Raw genomic sequence first — 18,094 nt, 5'->3', positions numbered from 1 at the left:
TTGCACCTCATAAAAGAAAAAATTACTTTGCTTATTACTTCTTTCTCAAACCTAAATAGCACACATTTTTTGCCATTATGCCCAGGATGACAATAAATTGTTTGAAGAGTTGAATTAAAACGAAATGGAGAATTGAGCTTTGTTTGGGCGCATTTGAAGCTCAAGGTTTTCGGCTTCGCGCGCTTTGAAGGTTTTGCCTTCGGCCATTTTTGCCAAGGCTTCGTTAAGTTCTTTTACTATCTGCTTACTTCTTGCCAGTTGCTCGGTTTTTACGTCTTGTTTCACACGAACAAACTCTTGTGCCATTCCCACGTTTGTGGAAAAGAGCAGAAAAAGGAAGATGGATAGGGAACGTTTCATAGCAGTGCCTCCATACTCTTTATCGGCACAAAATTCAAGAAGTTGCGCTTTTTTTGGCGCTCAAGCCCTTATTCTGGCTATTATATTGATATTGCTCAGGTTTTATTATTGCTGCCGTGTAGGCTGGGGATGGGATGAAAGAAGTAGAGGACTTTTCTAAAAAGCCCTTGACTTGCCGCCAGAGCTTGGCTAGAGCGGGCAGGCTAAAATACTGAAAAAGGTGAGGTTGTTGTGTACGCAATTATTCAAACAGGTGGAAAACAATACAAAGTAGTAGAAGGCGATACGCTTGGCGTTGAAATGCTTCCAGAAGAAGCTGGTGAAAAAGTAAAATTTGCCGAAATTCTTCTTGTTGGTGGAAGTGATACTCCAAAAGTGGGAATGCCTTTTGTTCAAGGTGCAAGCGTTGATGCTGAAGTGGTTGAGCATGGACGAGGCAAAAAAATCGACGTGTTCAAAAAGAAACGCAGAAAAAACTACCAAAAGAAAATTGGACATCGTCAAGCGTATACAGAAGTTAAAATTTTAAAAATTAATGCATAAGTTTTGCATTTTAATTCGCGGGGTTAGAAATGGCACATAAGAAATCGGCAGGCTCGGCTAAGAATGGTCGCGACAGTATTGGACAACGTAGAGGCGTGAAGCGCTTCGGTGGTGAAGTGGTAAGAGCTGGAAACATTTTGGTCCGTCAGTGTGGTACAAAGTTTCACGCTGGTGAAGGTGTTGGCTCTGGAAAAGACTGGACACTTTTTGCCTTGGTTGATGGCATTGTTTCCTTCGAGCAAAAAAGAGGTGGTCGTCAGTTTATAAACGTTCTTCCACAAAACGCTTAAGTTATACTGTGATGATAATTTTATAAAACCCTCTTTCAGAGAGGGTTTTTTTATTTCGAAAAAAGTTTACGCTCAAAACAGTTCTTGAGAATGAAAGAAAACATGAAGTTTATAGATGAAGCAACAATAGAAGTGTTTGCAGGAAACGGTGGCGATGGTTGCGTCAGTTTTCGTCGCGAAAAGTATGTCCCAAAAGGTGGCCCCGATGGTGGTGATGGTGGAAGAGGCGGTCATGTGATTATCCGCGTCGATCCTAACCTCAACACCCTGATGGACTGTGCCTACAAAAGACACGTGCGCGCAGGTCGCGGGATGCATGGAAAAGGGTCGCAGATGAATGGGAAGGCGGGAGAGGACGCCATTATTTCTGTTCCGCTTGGAACGTATGTTTACGATCATGAAACAAATGAATTGTTAGTAGACCTCAACACTTTTCCCGCCGAGTATGTCATAGCTCGTGGTGGACGAGGTGGAAAAGGGAACACGCATTTTATGAGTTCACGAAATCAAGCTCCTCGCATGCGACAAGAAGGCGAAAAAGGAGTGTCACGTTATGTTCGCCTTGAACTCAAGCTGCTTGCAGATGTTGGCCTGCTTGGTTTTCCCAATGCTGGAAAATCAACACTCATTTCTTCCATTTCAAATTCGCGTCCTAAAATTGCTGATTATCCTTTCACCACAAAAATTCCAAATTTGGGTGTCGTTGAGTTGCCTTACGGGAAAGTGTGTGTGGTTGCGGATATCCCGGGGCTCATCGAAGGAGCTGCCGAAGGAATTGGGATGGGAATTCAGTTTTTGCGACATGTTGAACGCACCAAAGTATTTGTGCATCTGGTGGACATTGCAGATCCTGCTCATCCAGATCCAGTGAAAAATTATCAGATTTTGCGCAACGAATTAAAATCGTATCAAAAAGAACTCTTAGACAGACCTGAAATTATTTGCTTAAGTAAAAAAGATGCTTACCTTGAAGAAGAACTTTTGGAATATAAAAAAGAATTTGAGAAAATATCTTCCAGTCCTGTGTTGTTGATTTCGGCTGCAACAAAAGAAGGTATTGCTGAACTAAAAGAAACCATACGAAAGTACTTGGAGAAAAAAAGTGAAGAAAAAAACAATGAGCTCGAGTGAATTGGCGCAAGCTATAGCAACGGTTGCCTCAGATAAAAAAGCAGAAAATATTGTGATGCTTGAAATTGGAAAGCTCAGTAGTATTTCAGACTATTTTGTAGTGTGCAGTGGAACTTCGGATAGACAAGTGCGTTCCATTGCAGACAGCATTAGAAAAGAACTCCGCGATAAAGGTGAAAAAACCATCAGCATCGAAGGCGAAGACAAAGGTCATTGGGTTTTGCTGGATTACGGAAATGTGGTCGTTCATGTTTTCCACGAAGAAGACAGGGCTTTCTATCAAATCGAAAGCCTTTGGAGCGATGCCGAAAAAACAATCTTCGAAGAGAAAAAAAGTGTGGGATGACAAAACAGAGAATTGTTTGGGGAGACCATGAAACAAGCACCAGTTATGTTGATGATTTTGGATGGTTGGGGATGGCGTGAAGACAGCAAAGGCAATGCTGTTCTGGCCGCGAAGACACCTTGCTTCGATCGTCTCTGGAAAACCTACCCTCATTGTTTTTTGCGCACTTGTGGTGAAGATGTTGGTTTGCCAGATCAAACCATGGGAAATTCTGAAGTAGGTCATTTGAATATCGGCGCTGGCCGCATTGTCTATCAAGACCTTACGCGCATTAATAAGTCTATTGCGTCAGGCGAATTTTTTCACAATCCACATTTTCTTAAGGCTTGCCAAGAAGTTGTTTCCAAAAAATCTAAACTGCATCTGATGGGGCTTTGCTCTGATGCTGGAGTGCATTCGAGCCTAGCGCATTTGTTTGCCTTGCTTGATCTTGCAAAAGCACAAGGGGTGAAAGAAGTGCTCATCCACGCCATTACCGATGGAAGAGACAGCAGGCCTACCTCTGGAGAAAAATATCTTTCTGCGCTTGAAACAAAATGTGCAAAGCTAGGAAATGCAAGAATAGCAACCGTTAGCGGCCGATACTACGCGATGGACAGAGACAGAAGATGGGAACGTACCGAAAAAGCGTGGAAGGCAATAGTGATGGGCGAAGGCGAATATGCCGAAAATGCCATGCAAGTTTTGGAGCGTGCGTATCAAGCAGAGTTAACAGATGAGTTTATCCTTCCTTCTGTAGTTGACGGTGGTCAAAGTGGGCAGTTTGTAAAAGATGGTGATGCATTTATCTTTTTTAATTTCCGTTCAGACAGAGCTCGCCAAATTTCTCGTGCAGTTGCAATGCCTGATTTTACTGGCTTTGCGCGGCCCATCTTTCCAAAGCTCTCCACGTTTGTGTGCATGACCGAATATGATGCAACCCTTCCTTTTCCGATAGCCTTTCCGCAAAAAGAACTTCGAAATATTTTAGGTGAAGTGGTTTCAAATGCAGGCCTCACGCAATTTCGTATTGCTGAAACAGAAAAATATGCACACGTCACGTTCTTTTTTAACGGAGGCATTGAAATTCCTTTTGCAGGCGAAGACAGAGTTTTAGTTCCCAGTCCAAAAGAAGTCGCAACCTACGACGAAAAACCAGAGATGAGTGCAGCGGAAGTCACAAGCGAAGTGATCAAGCGCATCGAAGATGAAGAGCATGATCTCTTTATCATGAACTTTGCCAATGCCGACATGGTGGGACACACCGGCGTTTTTTCTGCTGCTGTGAAGGCGGTGGAAACGGTTGATGCCAGTATGGAAAAAATTCTGAATGTTTTGCTGCAGCACAATGGCAGTGCAATAATCATTGCAGATCATGGCAATGCCGAACAGATGTTGCAAGATGATGGCAGCCCACATACTTCACATACCCTCAACAAAGTGCCGTGCCTTTTTGTTTCTGCCGATGCTGGCAAAAAGCAACTTAAGGAAGAAGGCATTTTAGCCGATGTGGCTCCTAGTCTCTTGGAGCTTTTGCATCTTGAACAGCCAGCAGAAATGACGGGAACTTCACTTTTTCAAAAAAGATAAGTCCGTCCCTCTTTTTTTGAGAGGTCACAATGCAGCGTTGCGTCATGGTGCTTCCTTTTTCTTTTTCCATTTCACCTCAAGCATCATCTTGTAACTAATTGAAATGAAAGGTTTTTTAAAAAACCTTGACACATTCCTTTAATTCATTAAGTAGCGCCCGCAAGTAAGCGATTTTGAAAATCTTTGTGGGTCTTTTTCTCGTATTCTTTTTTCCCGTAAAAAAAGAAGCAACTTTAGAAACTCTTCCCCGAGAAGAGAAGGCCGCAGTGTTCTGTGTGTGTTAAAAAAGAAAGAAGGAAATATGTTTGTTGTATCGTTACCACCATTACAAATTGGAACGTGTTTTATGCCACAAGGCTTAGCCCTTCCATCAACCATTCCTGGCTTAGCTCCAGCAAGGAACTTGATATCCTTGGCGCAGGATTCATCGAATGTTACGGCGCGTGAGGAACTATTTACTGCGGCTGGGCTTATTGACAGTCGGAATGCAAAACAAGCAGATCAGTATGGGCCTGTTGTAGATGCTTTTGTTTTACAGCATTTAGCGAGAGACCCATATACGGGTAAAATACAGCCATTGCGTAGCGGACTTTTTACCGTGACCATGCCAGTTCCTCCTTTAGATGCATTGACGGGAACCCTTCGTGCGTTGCACACAGCTATTGTCAATGATGCGAGAGCCAGAGTAGGGAAAGATGCACCGCTTACACCTTTTATGCAGCTTCATATTCCTACGCAATGGACAACTGATGAACATTATCTAGCTGATGTACAAGCATATGTGAGAAATCCAGAGCATTGGAATGACGGTTGGCTACGATCTTTAAAGTTAGGTGATGCAGCAGGAGTTACAACATTTCTTGAAGGTTTAGCAGCTGGAGCTCGCCTGCTTATAAGTGATGGTACTGAAGGACATGCTCTTGTAGCAAGACTTCTTGAAGGTGGTTTAAACGTTCCTGTTGCTGATGCTTTAAACTCCGCTGTTTTGCCTACAGATGAGTTGGCAGCAACTGGAGCTGATGCTGACGTAATGGAATGATGCTATGCAGTTTCAAGTTTCACCAGCAACAACAGTTATAGCTGCACCTACGCTCTTAGCACCACCAACTCAACAGCTTCATCTGATGCAAGCCGTGCAGTTGGCTACAGAAACAGCCAGAGGAAATGAAGCGCTTCTCTATGAGCTGCAAACAGGTGTGCACGCCGGAAAGTTTCGCGATGCTTCATTTTCCACAGGAGCAAATGAATATTTACGCCGCATTTTTGCAGTGCCTCCCGTTGTTACCGCTGCGCATGTGTTAGCGCGTCAGTGGGATGTATATTTAACTGGCTTTCCCTGTCCTCTTCCTCACCGCGTTGAACCTCCTTTATTCAAAGATCTCTTGTCTGGAAATGTTAGCAGGCATGCTTATGCTCACTTAATAGCCAGAGTGGAAATGGGAGCATTTAAGCGAAATTCTGTTTTACTCTCTACACTGAGAGAGAATTTTCCTGAAAGAGTAGCCCATTGGATGCAAGCAGGTCTTGAAGGTGAACGCATTGCTACGCTTATGCACACCCTTGCCGTGAAAGCCATGATTCCCAAAGATCAGAGAGCATATGAAAAAGAATATGCAGTTCTGATGACATGGGCGGGGTTTTTAGCGGCAGAACAAGATGTTGCAGATATTCATTGGAGTTTACAAGAAATCAACAGATGCGTGTGGATGCTTTCTTCACTGCTTATGCTACATGCAGAAAATATATCTGAGAGACTTGCTCTTTCAGATTTTCCTCAGGTTTTTGCTTCACAGCAGGCAACTCTTTTGTTCCATGAAGCACTTCGTTTTGGTTTTCCTGTCCGACAGACGCGTGCTCTTATTAAAGCTGCATTTCAACAATCAGCTCTTCTTAGCTTTGATACCGCAAGAAATCTTCCGGTTTTTCGACGTCCCGATTAACGTTTTGACTTGGCCAAAAAGACGTATTAGCTGAAATGCATGGCATCTCTTGCGTCCGAAATAAGCGGTTTGTTATATCCTTCCCAATGTTCTTTTTGTGATGTGTTTTCTGGTGATCTTCACTTTGGGGTGTGTGAAGTCTGCAGAACAAATCTGCGTTTACTTGATGCTCCCTTTTTTTCGCTTCGTTTTCCTCGGCCATATTTTGATGCAAGCTATTCAGCATGCGTCTTTGAGCGCGAAGTGATTTCTGCTGTTCATCGTTTGAAGTATTCTTCTTCCTTTGAAGTGTTGCCGTATTGTTCACATATACTGCAAAATGCGTTTGAACGTTTTTTTCAAAATGTATCTCTTGATTGTGTGATTCCTGTTCCCGTTCATAGTTTTAGATTGTGGAAGCGAGGCTATAATCAAGCTGCGCTTCTTGCGGAAAAATTGGCGAAGACAAATGCGATTCCCTTCGAGCGAAAAGGATTGAAGCGAAAGTGGGTCATGGGAAAATCAAGCCAGGTGGGAAGCTCAGCGGATGATCGACTTCATCAAATTAAAAATAATTTTTATCTTTCGACTAAAGCTGATGTGTTTGGAAAAAATATTTTGCTCATTGATGATGTGATTACAACAGGTGCAACCATAAACGAATGTGCAAAAATGTTGAAGAAAGCAAAAGCAGAAAAAGTTTTTGTACTGACACTTGCCCGAACACTTTAAAGGAAAATGTATGCAAGAATTTTTAAGCTGTGCCGTTGAACTTGCGAAGCAGGCGGGAAAAATACAACTAGATTCTCTCAAAAAAGATCATCATATTGAGTACAAAGGCGCCATCAATTTGGTCACCGAGGTGGATAAAAAATGTGAAGCACTTATTGTAGGAACGCTCGCAAAACATTTTCCACATCATGATATCTTAGCCGAAGAGGGAAGTGGAAAACGGAAGCAGTCTGAGTATCGATGGATTATTGATCCTCTTGATGGAACCATAAACTATGCGCATCAGTTTCCATTTTTTTGTGTTTCGATTGCGCTGGAGTTTCAAGGTGAGCTTGTGCTTGGTGTTATTTTCGATCCCAATCGCGACGAACTTTTCACTGCCGTAAAAGGTGAAGGTGCTTTTCTCAACGGAAAACGTTTGCAGGTAAGCAACAGTCCAGATCTTGTGCATGCTTTGCTTGCAACGGGCTTTGCCTATAATGTGCAAGAAGAACAAGCTGATAATTTAGATCACTTTGCGCATTTTATTAAAAAAGCAAGAGCAGTGCGCAGGCCTGGCTCGGCAGCGATAGATTTGGCGTGGATTGCATGTGGACGCATAGATGGATTTTGGGAACTCTTTCTGAAGCCGTGGGATATCGCAGCAGGTGTGGTTATCATTCGTGAAGCGGGTGGACAGGTAAGTTCCTTTGATGGCGGCAGCTTCGATGTGTACGGAGATGAAATTTTAACTTCAAACGGAAAAATCCATCAAGAAATGGTGGATGTTTTATGCCAAAACCGATAGGTTCCAAAAAGATGACTCACATTGAAACCGACAAAACAGAATTTTCCGCAAGCGATGTATGTTATCGCGCTTTCGAGCTCATGCATGCCAAACAATATGACGATGCCGAAAAACTGTTAGCCGGCAACATGGCTAAAACACAGGATGAGCGAAGCATAGCCTTGTATCACTCTGCCTTGGGCGTTTTGTTCAAGTTAAAGCATGACTATAAACAAGCATGGCAACATTATGATCGCGCAGAAAAATTACTGCCCGATGATCCTGCTATCAAAATCATTGCAGCGCGTCTTCTCATCGAACGCTTTAAGGAATATGAAAAAGCAATCAGGCGCGCCAGAAAAGTGTTGGAGCTTGTTCCTGATAATCCCGTCTTTGTTCACCAAGCCTATATCACCATTGGCTTAGCCGAGCTTGGAAGAGGAAAGAAAAATGCAGCTGTTTCGGCTATGCTCAAATCGATGGGCGATCATTTCTCAGGATTTATTTCGGCACAAAATATCGACCTTAATTTGCTGGAGTCCTTGCTTCGCAAAAAATATGGCCTTCCCGAATGTAAAATCTTTTTGGACTCTGCAAAAGATTTCGCCATAAGAGTAGAAGAAGAACGGTATGCAAAACAGTTTTCTTCTTTCCTTTCAGCTTTTGAACGAGACTACAAAGCCTAATTTTTTATGATTGATACTCATGCTCATTTAAGTTTCGAAGCCTTCGATGAAGATCGTGAAGCTGTTTTAGATCGTGCTTGGAAAGCCGGGCTTGAAGCCATTGTGCTTATTGGCGCTGGTGATGATTTTGCCGGAAACGAAAAAGCCCTAAAGCTTGCCAATACCGATGAACGGCTTTTTGCCGCCGTTGGCATTCATCCTTGCGATGCTGAAAAGTGGGATGAAAGCTGGAATGAAAAAATACGAAACATGTTGCGGCAAGAAAAAGTAGTGGCGCTTGGTGAAACTGGCCTCGATTTTCATTGGGAAGTAAATCGCAAAACACAAATGCGTTTGTTTTTGCTTCACCTTGAGTGGTCGCATGAATTTGAACTTCCTTTTATTATCCATTCACGTTCTGCAAATAACGAAGTGTGGGAAGTATTGATGCAAGAAGGTTTGCCAAAGCGAAAGGGAGTTTTTCACTGTTATTCTGGGGACTTGGATTTGGCAAAAAAAATCTACGAACAGGGGCTTGCGCTTGGAGTTGGCGGAGTTATAAGCTTCAAAAATGCTCAAGAGCTGCATGAGATAGTGAAGCAGCTTCCGCTTGATGCTTTTGTACTTGAGACCGACGCGCCTTATTTGGCTCCAGTTCCGTATCGTGGAAAACGAAATGAATCTTCGTACGTGCCTTATATTGTGGAGAAGATTGCCGAGCTTAAAAACATAAGCAAAGAAGAAGTTGTTCACACGACGAGCGAAAGGGCGAAAGCTCTTTTTCACTTAGGAGGAAAAAATGAAGAAACTTTGGAGTCTTAGCTTTATCGTTTTACTTTTAGCATGCGCGTCCAGAACTGAAAAAGCCGTTGCCATTATGCATCCAGCAAGTGGTTCAAATGTTCAGGGAAAAGTTGAATTCACTCAAGGCCAGACGGGAGTCTTGCTTTCTGCAAGCATTTCCGGGTTAACGCCTGGTCTGCATGGGTTTCACATTCATGAAAATGGAGATTGCAGCGCAGAAAATGCAAGTACTGCTGGTGGACACTTTAACCCCGAGGGAGCAAGGCATGGATCACCGTTAGATGCTTCACACCATATGGGTGACATGGGAAATTTGCTGGCAAAAGAAAATGGCGTAGCTGAGTACGAAGAAGTGCTCAAAGGTATTACGCTAAAAGATGTTCCCAATAATATTTTGGGAAGGTCTCTTATTATTCATGCTGCAACCGATGATTTCACATCACAGCCAAGCGGAAATTCAGGCTCACGCATTGCTTGCGGGGTGATTAAGTTGGTGAAGTAGCTGTGTAGAGCGATATCACTTTATTTTTTTTGTTTGTCATCACGAGGAGCTTAGCGACGTGGTGATCTCGATTTTAGAACTGTCAGAGGAGATTGCCGCAGTCGCTATGCTTCTTCGCAATGACAGAAAATTGATCTTCATGACAACGAACGAATAAAAAAAGAGCGTCTTCTTTAGTTTAGAGACGCTCTTTTTATGTATGCTCGTTACAAGTACTGCGAACTTACTTAATCCAATCGCGAAGTTGTTTACCTGGTTTGAAACGAGGTACTTTTCTCGCGTTGATTTTAATAACTGCACCTGTCTGTGGATTGCGGCCAGTTCTGGCTTTACGACGTGATACGTAGAAAGTACCAAACCCAGTAAGCGTAATTTTATCACTTTTACGCAAACAACGTGAAACGTTGTGGGTTACTGAGTTGAGAACCCTCTCTGCAAGAGCTTTGGAGATCTTGCATTCTTTAGCAATATCCGAAATGAGTTCTGCTTTTGTCATGACGACACCCCCTAAGTGTTGATGAGTTGCCTATCACCTGATGAAGCAACTCTGGTTCTAAGCGAAGTTTGTTAGTCTTAAGCCTCGCAAAGTGAGGCCGAATTTATGTAAGCTTCTGTGCAATGTCAAACAAATTGTAACGAAGTTAATTTTTTTTGAAGAGAGTAAACCCAGACCTCATGCTAACTTGCGCTCTTCATGAAAAAATCACTCGCAAAAACCATCATACCTTTTTTTAAAAAAGATGGAAGAAAAAAATGAGCAAAGTGAGAAAAGATGCGTGTTTGCTGTTTGACCATTTTTGAAAATGAACTTGTTTTGAATGAAGATTTTTTTGCACTCCTTTCATTTTGTTTCAAATGAAAATGAAAGGAGCTTTTTCTGATTTTCTTCATCCGGGACAAACGTAGTACTTGTTGACTTTTGCTGTTTGCTGTGGAAAAAACCATCCACCTTAAACCGCCATAATTCGGTACATTTTGAAGCTTTTTTGCTTCTTTTTTTAAGATGAGGATAAGATGAATCATTCAGCTGAAGTGATTAAAGTAAACATTGAAGAGGAAATGAAGGGCTCGTATCTTGATTACGCGATGAGTGTCATTATTGGCCGTGCTCTTCCTGATGTTCGTGATGGTTTGAAGCCTGTGCATCGCCGTATTTTGTATGCCATGTTCCGCGAAGGTCTTCTTTCAAACAAACGTTTTTCGAAGTGTGCCGGGGTAGTTGGTGAAGTGCTTAAAAAATATCACCCTCACGGCGATACCGCTGTTTATGATACTTTGGTGCGAATGGCGCAAGACTGGAACTTGCGATATCCTCTTATCAACGGACAAGGTAACTTCGGAAGTATAGATGGTGATAGTGCCGCTGCTTATCGTTATACAGAAGCAAAATTGAAAGCCCTTGCCGAAGAATTGCTTGCCGATATCGATAAAGAAACAGTTGATTTTGCTCCCAACTTTGATGGCACAACTACCGAGCCACTTGTTCTTCCCACGAGACTTCCAAATCTTCTCATCAACGGTTCCGATGGTATTGCCGTTGGTATGGCAACAAAAATTCCTCCGCACAATTTAGGCGAAGTGATTGATGCGAGTCTTGCCTATATTCAAAATCCCGCCATCACCGTAACCGAATTGATGAAGTTTATTCCGGGTCCAGATTTTCCAACGGGCACTTTCATTCACGGCCGCGATGGCATCAAACAAGCTTACGAAACAGGCCGCGGCATTATTCAAATGCGAGCTCGAGCGATGATTGAACCCATGGCGAAAGGTGACCGCGAGTCTATTATTGTTACCGAAATTCCGTATCAAGTGAACAAAGCAAGACTTATCGAACGCATTGCTGAACTTGTTCAAACCGGAAAAATTGAAGGCATCAGTGATCTTCGCGACGAATCCGACCGCGATGGAATGCGCATTGCACTTGAACTTAAGCGCGGCGCTGTTGCGGGTGTTGTTTTGAATCAGCTGTACAAACACACCGCAATGCAAGGTTCGTTTGGGGTGATCATGCTTGCCATTGTGAATGGTCAGCCAAAAGTGCTTTCACTTCGTGAAATGATTGGTCACTTTATCGATCACCGAAAAGAAGTGGTGGTCAGAAGAACAACTTACGATTTAAGAAAAGCTGAAGAGCGCGCTCACATTTTGGAAGGCCTCAAAATTGCGGTAGAAAATATTGATGAAGTTGTAGCACTCATCAAAAAATCAAAAGAGCCAGCCGCCGCCAGAGTGGCATTGATGAAAACCTTCAAGCTGAGCGAAATTCAAGCACAAGCTATTTTGGAAATGCGTTTGCAACGTTTAACCGGTTTAGAACGCGAAAAAATTATTGCAGAGTACAAAGAAATTCAAGAACTCATCAAAAGCTTAAAAGCAATTCTTGCAGATGAACGTCTTGTTTTCAAAATCATTTCTGATGAGTTGAATGAAATGAGAAAAAAATATGCCGACGAGCGGCGCACTGTTATTCAAGGAAAGTCTGATGATCTTTCGGTGGAAGATCTTATCCAAGAAGAGGAAGTAGTGGTTACCGTTTCGCATCGTGGCTACATCAAGCGAAATCCAATTTCCATTTACCGAGCACAGCGCCGCGGTGGTAAAGGTAAAAAGGGAATGACAACGCGTTCCGAAGATTTTGTGGAAACGCTTTTTGTAGCTTCAACTCATAGTTACGTGCTTGTGTTTTCAAATGCTGGAAAAGTGTACTGGCTGAAAGTGCATCAAATTCCACAAGTGGGCAGAGTTGCCAGGGGTCAGGCCATTAGCAATCTCATCAACATGCCAAACGAAGAAAGCATCGCTTCTATTTTGCCGGTGATGCAATTTGAAGAGAGCAAGTTTATTGTGATGGCCACGAAAAAAGGTATCGTGAAAAAAACAGACCTCATGGCGTATTCACGTCCACGTGCTGGTGGCATTATTGCGTGCACCATTGACGCCGACGATGAGTTGATATCATCTGAAATGACAGATGGAAAAAGTGAAATTTTCTTAGCCACTCGCAATGGCCAAGTGATTCGTTTCCCAGAAACTGATGTGCGCGACATGGGCAGAGCTGCTCGTGGTGTGCGCGGGATCAAGCTGAAGAAAAATGACGAGCTTATTGGAATGGAAATTATTTCAACAAACGCTTCCATGATTACGGTAACCGAAAAAGGTTATGGCAAGCGCACCAAAGTGGAAGAGTATCGCATTCAGTCTCGCGGCGGTTCCGGAATTATCGGTATTAAAGTGAGCGAGAAAAATGGTGCAGTTGTGGGCGTGAAGCAGGTGACTGACATCGACGATATCATGCTGGTGAGCGATCAGGGCAAAGTGATTCGCAGCAGCTCGAAGGGCGTTTCCACTATTGGCCGGGCTACTCAAGGCGTACGTCTTATCAATGTAGATAAAGGCGAAAAAGTAGTTTCGTTGGCAAAATTGGCTGAAGGTGAAGATGATGGCACCGAATAAAAAAAGTGAAAAAATCGCTGTAAAAAAGCGAAAAAACGCAGTTATTCCGGCTGTTTTGGGCTAAATCTTGTGTTTTTTTGAAAATATGATGGTTTTGGCGGTGTAGATGCTTGATTCTACACCGCTTTTCTTTTGAGAAAGTACGCAACTTTTTCCCATATCACTCGATAGTAAAGAAGCACCTCTTTTTAAGAGAGCTTGTTTAAGGAGATTTATCTATGGCTGGTTTCGTTGATCCCAAAAATACCTGTAACCCGCAACTGGTGAGGGCTTGCGACCCTGAGGGGAAAACAAAATATCCCGAGCTTATTTCTGAGCAAGATGAGGCTGCATATTTAAACTGCATCTTCACTGGAAAAGGGCTTCCAGCTTCACTTCAAGGTGAAGCGCTGATTTCAAAATATCAGTTGAAGAATCCTGAACAAGCTGCGCGAAACTTTTGGGCTCTTATTCATGATCCTTGTTCTGGCTTGAGCGATGCGTTGTATCGCAGATGGTCTGAAGAAGCAGGTTCTGCAGTGCTTGCTCCATCTACTTCAGCTGGGCGCGGGGCAAAAAGATTTTTAGAAAAAATCTTCACTCGGTTTTATCATTTAGACCTTGAAGATATTTTCACTTCTTTCACAGAACAGGCTTTAGCTATAAACGTCACCATTTATGATGATGGAAAGGAAGAGCTGAAGGGGTTAGTGGATAATATCGGCTACGATGTAAAGGGGCTTTTTCAATTTTATGAGGATAAAGATTTGAAAAAATATGGAGTTTTTCTTGATTTTGCTCGCTTGTCACCAGAACGAAAAAAAGATTTTTCTCAAGTCATTTCCAAAACAGTTGGTGAGCTTCATGCCTACATTCAAGAAGGAGGAAAGATTTGGTTTCTCCTTTCTCCAAATGGAGAGAACAGTGATGTTTTGCTGCCCAATATTGGCAGAGTGGATTATCCCGATGGAGATGTGCTTTTTGGGGTGAGTGAAGAAAGTAAAATACGAGTAACAAAAGATAAGCGCTATCCTATCGCTGTTTCAAATAAAGAATCAGATGCACTTGTAGCTACTATAAAAAAAACCCTTCTTAGCTGTGGGCCTCATCCATGTGAAATTATTCTTACAGATGTTCCCGAAGACTGGAATATGTTTCCCGTTATTCAAACTGAAATTCAAGACATTCTTGAAGCACGAAAGAAGAATCAGCCCGAAGCTTCTAAAACAGTGTTTCTCACGCTGAAGTCTACGAATGGCGAAATTATTACTCGAAAAATAAGTGCCTTTGACTATTTTGATTTTTCGCCAGTAATTTCGGGAGTTGATAGAAATTATCCAAAATTTTTTACGAAGGCTTTGTCAGGACAAGTTCCATTTACGTTTTTTGCTCAAAAAGCAGGAGCGCTTTCATGTGTAACTGGTGAGAATTTATTGCACTGTGCTCAAAACTTTATGTTGAATGCTACAGCCGGAAATTTTTCAGAAATGTTTCCACGTGGAGCTAACATGTCACGTCATCGTGTTCCCCTTACAAATACTGCATTGGAAAAACTGTTTTCTTATTCACTTCGTACCCTTTTACCAAACCCGGAAAGCAGTGCTGCATGGGATGTAGAGCGTGATGGTGCAGTGATTACCATTACAAGCTCTGGCGTAGAAAATCTTGAGAACCTGAAAAGCTTTTATGACAAAAAAGAAAATGAATCTTCAGCAAAGGTGATTCCCGTTATTGTGAAGGATAGATTAACAAAAATGGACTTTGAAAAAGGTTTAGAAACACTTGCTGCAGCTATCAGAGATCTTCCTGTTGGTCCATTTGCTCCAAAAGGCAGACGCGAATTATTGATTGAAATTAGAAGAGAGAAATAGAAAGAGGCTTCATGTTTGCAGCTGGTGACGTAAAATTAAAGCAAGGTATCAACTCTGAGCAATTTTTAGCTTTGGCAAAACGCTCGCCTAAAAGTTTTAAACAGCATGATAAAGATGCTGGAAAGTATGAAAGATGCGACGCCGTTTCTGAACTTCGTTATGACGAAGCGACAGGAAAAGCAGAAATAGACGTGTTTTGCAAAGAGCTTTATGGTTCACATCTCAAGCTTCCACATGGTTCTACAAAAAAACAATATCCGCACATTTTTGACTTAGCTGCACAAAAAAAACAAAAACAACTCGATGCGCTTTACACAGCTTTCCCTTTTTCAAGTTTAACGGCTGAAGAAAAAAATATTATTCCAGGTATCTCTTTGGAAAGTTGTGGCAGTATTGGATTTCAGGTGCATAAAAGTGGCTTCAACCTGTATTGTGAAAACAGTGAAAAGAAATTCACCATCGATCTTTCACAAAATCCATTTGAAGCTGGAAAGCCTTTTGATCCACACTTTGTCATTGCCGAACTTTTTGGAGAGTCGTTGCGTTTTCCGATGTCACAGCTAAGCGAAAGTGAAAAAGCTGCGTGGAAAAAAGCAGAAAAACAGTTTTCACTTTATGATTTAGATGAGTGTGAAACTGTTTTGATAAAAGCAAATGCAGCTGAAGCAAGCACTACCGTTGATATGGTTTGTGCACCAAAAGAAGAAGATGACGATAAAACTGCAGTCTTAAGAAATGTTGAAGTTGAACCAAGTGAAGATTTTCTTGCGGAAGATCCGCTTAAAGGCATTCGAACTCTTGGAAGAACCACCAGCATTTTTGAAAATTACGAAAACTGGCCAAGCCAGGCTTTTCGCGGCGAAGCGCTTGGTTCGGTTACAGATTTTAGAGGCTTTTTAGAATTTTTTCACAGCTTTTTGGAAATGAGTGAATTTAATAAAGATGGTGGCTTGGGAAAAGAAGCTTTAGATTATGTAAATTCACCTATTTATGATGCCTTGCGACACGTAAGTTTTTTGAAGGGTGATGAAAGTTTTGGCAGAAGTGTAGAAGATGCTGGCAGATTATATTTTGAAGTTTCTGAACAACTTGCAGACATGAATGCCTTTGGTTTTCTCACCAATGATCCCAACAAACAAATTGAGAACCGCACTGCAGATATAAGCCGTGCTTATCTCACCGCAACTGAAAAATTAGCCGAAGATGACGTTGCAAGACAACATCAAAAAGTGCTTGCCGTAACGTATTTTATTGAAGCCGTGATCAAAAAAATTGATCCGCAGCGTTTGGCAGCGCTCAAAGTGAAAATGGCAGAATGCAAGCGAGGAACTGCATGTGAAACCGAGCTTGCACAACTTGTTGATGCTGAAATTCGTGAAGTTGAGCAGAAACTTCACTTCACACTTTTTCCTGAAGCAATAAATGGAAAAAAAGTTCGTGAACAAGCGGTTCAAATTTTTCTTGCAGCTATTTCGCCAGCCGAGAATGCAAAGGCTGTTGAAGCGCTTTCAGAAGCGATCATAAAAGGAGAAAAAACTTCTCCGCTTTCATCTCTTACAGATAGAGCTTACCAATCTCTTCTTCAAAAAGCTGATGAGTTGTGGGGAGTGAGTTACATTCCAAATGAATTTGGCGAAGAAAGTGGTGGCCTGGTTACAAAAGTGAAGCGCATTGTAGGGGGTGGGGTGTCTGGTGATTATCGCGGTCGACATGTTTGGGCTGCAAATATAGAAAACTATCCTTACTTCATTCACAATCGCATGCGCTTAAAGGGAAACTTTAGTTTTGGTGAAGCGATTGATTTTCGAGTTGCTCAATATGTAGAGCTGAATAATTCTCGTCCGCTGACAGCAGATCAAGAAAGAGATTTGGCGGTCATGGCCAGTGTTGGGAAAAAATATCACGCCCGTGGAGCCCGCTCTACAGAAGCGCTTGATGTCTGGCATCAAGAAATGTGGAAACAATTTCGAACCACACTTAAAAGCATGAGTCCATCTGGAAAAGTTGACGATTACTTTTTTGGAAATGGAAGGGACTATAATAATCCAAGTGAAAAAAGCGCACTTAATGCTTTGAAAAAACATTTGAAGCGAACTCCCACATCTTCTGAGGCTTTGTGGTTTTCACTCAAAATATTTGAAACAGCAGAAGCTGGAACATTAAAAGGTTATGATGCTTTACGTGAAACGCTTATTATAGAATCAGCTTCCACCGTAAGTTTGAGTGAGAAAACCATTACGCGTGCTCTTGAGTCATTTGATAATGAATATGCAAAAGAACCAGATGTGCTTCCGCTTGAAGGTTTTGTACAGTTTTCAAGTCGAGGAAAATACCACGGCGTAAATTATTTGAAGTCTCAAATTAAAGCTTTGGTTCCTGATATGCCAGAAAGCATTTGGGCGCAAGTTGAGGCTTCATGTGTGTTTAAGCGCGTGAATAGTCATTATGCTTTTGTGGTAAAAAAGGCTGCCATCAACACCCTTGTTGAAACCTTGCAAAATAATATCAACGTTCCGGGTGTTGCGCGTTTGATGCGTGCCATTCGTCTTGGGCCAAAAGTTGGTTGGAGCGATACCGAAGGTTCAAGTATGGATTTGCTTGCTGACTTTGTGATGGCTTCAAGTGCAGACGAAGCAGATTATTTCCGTTTATCTACAGATCCAAATGCCAGAAAATTTGTAGAGCCCACACAAGGAAGAGGTGGATATCTTGACCTTTGCCTTCTTGGAAATGGAATAGCACAAGCTGCCGTTGCCGGAGTGTTATACAGTGTAGATCGTTATAGTGATACTCCGTCGTGGATTCCGCTGACTATTGGCATCGTAGGCGGAGTAGAAATTACAAGTGGTGGGATTATGTGGGCAACAGGTACACCTTCAACAGGAAGTGAAGTTGCCGATGGTGTGCTCTGCGGAACTTCAAGCGCAGCAACGCTTGCAGCCGCAGCTCCACTTTTGTTTCCTAAAGAAAAAACAGCCAAATCAGCAGTGGCCGATAAAGATGGCGATGGCGTTTTAGATGCACAAGATAATTGCCCAGATATTTCAAATGCAAATCAAAATGATGCAGATGGTGATGGTATGGGTGATGCGTGTGATATGAGCAGTGTTCCAGGAATTATTGATAATCCCGTTGATGGCATTGATACATCAGAACGGTAG

General features: G+C 42.3%; 18 protein-coding genes. 15 read left to right on the top strand and 3 right to left on the bottom strand.

The annotated features are described in order from the left end of the window. Positions 1–114: 114 nt before the first annotated feature. Positions 115–360 (bottom strand): hypothetical protein, encoded by a 246-nt coding sequence (locus COV43_01280; GenBank protein ID PIR26748.1) that lies wholly within the window; start codon positions 358–360, stop codon positions 115–117. A 231-nt stretch (positions 361–591) separates the two neighbouring features. Here COV43_01280 and rplU point away from each other — a divergent pair, with 231 nt between their 5' ends. The 12 genes from rplU (at position 592) to COV43_01220 (ending at position 9,627) form a co-directional block, all read left to right on the top strand. After that, a complete protein-coding gene (rplU, locus tag COV43_01275) occupies positions 592–903 on the top strand; it encodes a 50S ribosomal protein L21 (protein ID PIR26747.1) in 312 nt (103 codons plus the stop codon). 29 nt (positions 904–932) lie between these two features. After that, entirely contained in the window at positions 933–1,193 is a 261-nt protein-coding gene (locus COV43_01270) for a 50S ribosomal protein L27 (GenBank protein ID PIR26746.1), read from the top strand. Between the two features lie 102 nt (positions 1,194–1,295). Next, positions 1,296–2,324 carry a GTPase ObgE gene (locus tag COV43_01265; protein PIR26758.1) on the top strand — a complete coding sequence of 343 codons (1,029 nt, stop codon included), beginning with the start codon at positions 1,296–1,298 and terminating at the stop codon, positions 2,322–2,324. After that, on the top strand, positions 2,311–2,670 hold the full coding sequence (gene rsfS / locus COV43_01260) for a ribosome silencing factor (protein PIR26745.1): 360 nt from the start codon (positions 2,311–2,313) through the stop codon (positions 2,668–2,670). The genes COV43_01265 and rsfS overlap by 14 nt, the downstream gene beginning before the upstream one ends. Positions 2,671–2,697: 27 nt before the next feature. Continuing rightward, the gene (locus COV43_01255) at positions 2,698–4,239 is read left to right on the top strand and encodes a phosphoglycerate mutase (2,3-diphosphoglycerate-independent) (protein ID PIR26744.1); all 1,542 of its coding nucleotides are present in this window, start codon (positions 2,698–2,700) and stop codon (positions 4,237–4,239) included. A gap of 301 nt (positions 4,240–4,540) precedes the next feature. Next, complete coding sequence (locus tag COV43_01250; GenBank protein ID PIR26743.1) at positions 4,541–5,278, top strand: hypothetical protein; 738 nt, start codon at positions 4,541–4,543, stop codon at positions 5,276–5,278. A gap of 4 nt (positions 5,279–5,282) precedes the next feature. Further along, positions 5,283–6,179, top strand: a complete 897-nt coding sequence (locus tag COV43_01245) for a hypothetical protein (GenBank protein PIR26742.1) — start codon at positions 5,283–5,285, stop codon at positions 6,177–6,179. A gap of 39 nt (positions 6,180–6,218) precedes the next feature. Beyond that, positions 6,219–6,890 carry a hypothetical protein gene (locus tag COV43_01240; GenBank protein ID PIR26741.1) on the top strand — a complete coding sequence of 224 codons (672 nt, stop codon included), beginning with the start codon at positions 6,219–6,221 and terminating at the stop codon, positions 6,888–6,890. 10 nt (positions 6,891–6,900) lie between these two features. Then, positions 6,901–7,677, top strand: a complete 777-nt coding sequence (locus tag COV43_01235; protein PIR26740.1) for an inositol monophosphatase — start codon at positions 6,901–6,903, stop codon at positions 7,675–7,677. Further along, a complete protein-coding gene (locus tag COV43_01230) occupies positions 7,662–8,342 on the top strand; it encodes a hypothetical protein (protein ID PIR26739.1) in 681 nt (226 codons plus the stop codon). The genes COV43_01235 and COV43_01230 overlap by 16 nt, the downstream gene beginning before the upstream one ends. A 6-nt stretch (positions 8,343–8,348) precedes the next feature. After that, positions 8,349–9,143, top strand: coding sequence for a hydrolase TatD (locus COV43_01225; GenBank protein PIR26738.1), 795 nt, complete (start codon positions 8,349–8,351; stop codon positions 9,141–9,143). Next, positions 9,121–9,627: a superoxide dismutase gene (locus COV43_01220; GenBank protein PIR26737.1), complete on the top strand. Its 507-nt coding sequence runs from the start codon at positions 9,121–9,123 to the stop codon at positions 9,625–9,627. Before COV43_01225 ends, COV43_01220 begins: the two co-directional genes overlap by 23 nt. A gap of 223 nt (positions 9,628–9,850) precedes the next feature. Here the strand turns inward: COV43_01220 and COV43_01215 are convergent, their stop codons facing one another. Then, positions 9,851–10,123: a DNA-binding protein HU gene (locus COV43_01215; GenBank protein PIR26736.1), complete on the bottom strand. Its 273-nt coding sequence runs from the start codon at positions 10,121–10,123 to the stop codon at positions 9,851–9,853. Between the two features lie 182 nt (positions 10,124–10,305). After that, entirely contained in the window at positions 10,306–10,650 is a 345-nt protein-coding gene (locus COV43_01210) for a hypothetical protein (protein PIR26735.1), read from the bottom strand. Here COV43_01210 and COV43_01205 point away from each other — a divergent pair. From COV43_01205 to COV43_01195, 3 genes are all read left to right on the top strand, one after another. Next, positions 10,642–13,083: a DNA gyrase subunit A gene (locus COV43_01205; protein PIR26734.1), complete on the top strand. Its 2,442-nt coding sequence runs from the start codon at positions 10,642–10,644 to the stop codon at positions 13,081–13,083. The genes COV43_01210 and COV43_01205 overlap by 9 nt on opposite strands. 218 nt (positions 13,084–13,301) lie before the next feature. Next, positions 13,302–14,933: a hypothetical protein gene (locus COV43_01200; protein ID PIR26733.1), complete on the top strand. Its 1,632-nt coding sequence runs from the start codon at positions 13,302–13,304 to the stop codon at positions 14,931–14,933. 11 nt (positions 14,934–14,944) lie between these two features. Further along, the gene (locus COV43_01195) at positions 14,945–18,094 is read left to right on the top strand and encodes a hypothetical protein (GenBank protein PIR26732.1); all 3,150 of its coding nucleotides are present in this window, start codon (positions 14,945–14,947) and stop codon (positions 18,092–18,094) included.

Source organism: Deltaproteobacteria bacterium CG11_big_fil_rev_8_21_14_0_20_42_23 (genome assembly GCA_002796345.1).
GTDB lineage: Bacteria > UBA10199 > UBA10199 > 2-02-FULL-44-16 > 2-02-FULL-44-16 > 1-14-0-20-42-23.
Note: the sequence above shows the minus strand (reverse complement) of the source record. Positions and strands in the feature narration are given on the sequence as shown.

Excerpts from the sequence above, each read along its gene's own strand:
- COV43_01195 (PIR26732.1), top strand. The coding sequence starts at position 14,945 with ATGTTTGCAGCTGGTGACGTAAAATTAAAGCAAGGTATCAACTCTGAG.
- COV43_01250 (PIR26743.1), top strand. The coding sequence starts at position 4,541 with ATGTTTGTTGTATCGTTACCACCATTACAAATTGGAACGTGTTTTATG.
- COV43_01220 (PIR26737.1), top strand. The coding sequence starts at position 9,121 with ATGAAGAAACTTTGGAGTCTTAGCTTTATCGTTTTACTTTTAGCATGC.
- rsfS (PIR26745.1), top strand. The coding sequence starts at position 2,311 with ATGAGCTCGAGTGAATTGGCGCAAGCTATAGCAACGGTTGCCTCAGAT.
- COV43_01215 (PIR26736.1), bottom strand. The coding sequence starts at position 10,123 with ATGACAAAAGCAGAACTCATTTCGGATATTGCTAAAGAATGCAAGATC.
- COV43_01210 (PIR26735.1), bottom strand. The coding sequence starts at position 10,650 with ATGATTCATCTTATCCTCATCTTAAAAAAAGAAGCAAAAAAGCTTCAA.
- COV43_01255 (PIR26744.1), top strand. The coding sequence starts at position 2,698 with ATGAAACAAGCACCAGTTATGTTGATGATTTTGGATGGTTGGGGATGG.
- COV43_01230 (PIR26739.1), top strand. The coding sequence starts at position 7,662 with ATGCCAAAACCGATAGGTTCCAAAAAGATGACTCACATTGAAACCGAC.
- COV43_01225 (PIR26738.1), top strand. The coding sequence starts at position 8,349 with ATGATTGATACTCATGCTCATTTAAGTTTCGAAGCCTTCGATGAAGAT.
- COV43_01240 (PIR26741.1), top strand. The coding sequence starts at position 6,219 with ATGGCATCTCTTGCGTCCGAAATAAGCGGTTTGTTATATCCTTCCCAA.
- COV43_01235 (PIR26740.1), top strand. The coding sequence starts at position 6,901 with ATGCAAGAATTTTTAAGCTGTGCCGTTGAACTTGCGAAGCAGGCGGGA.
- COV43_01205 (PIR26734.1), top strand. The coding sequence starts at position 10,642 with ATGAATCATTCAGCTGAAGTGATTAAAGTAAACATTGAAGAGGAAATG.
- COV43_01270 (PIR26746.1), top strand. The coding sequence starts at position 933 with ATGGCACATAAGAAATCGGCAGGCTCGGCTAAGAATGGTCGCGACAGT.
- COV43_01200 (PIR26733.1), top strand. The coding sequence starts at position 13,302 with ATGGCTGGTTTCGTTGATCCCAAAAATACCTGTAACCCGCAACTGGTG.
- COV43_01280 (PIR26748.1), bottom strand. The coding sequence starts at position 360 with ATGAAACGTTCCCTATCCATCTTCCTTTTTCTGCTCTTTTCCACAAAC.
- COV43_01245 (PIR26742.1), top strand. The coding sequence starts at position 5,283 with ATGCAGTTTCAAGTTTCACCAGCAACAACAGTTATAGCTGCACCTACG.
- COV43_01265 (PIR26758.1), top strand. The coding sequence starts at position 1,296 with ATGAAGTTTATAGATGAAGCAACAATAGAAGTGTTTGCAGGAAACGGT.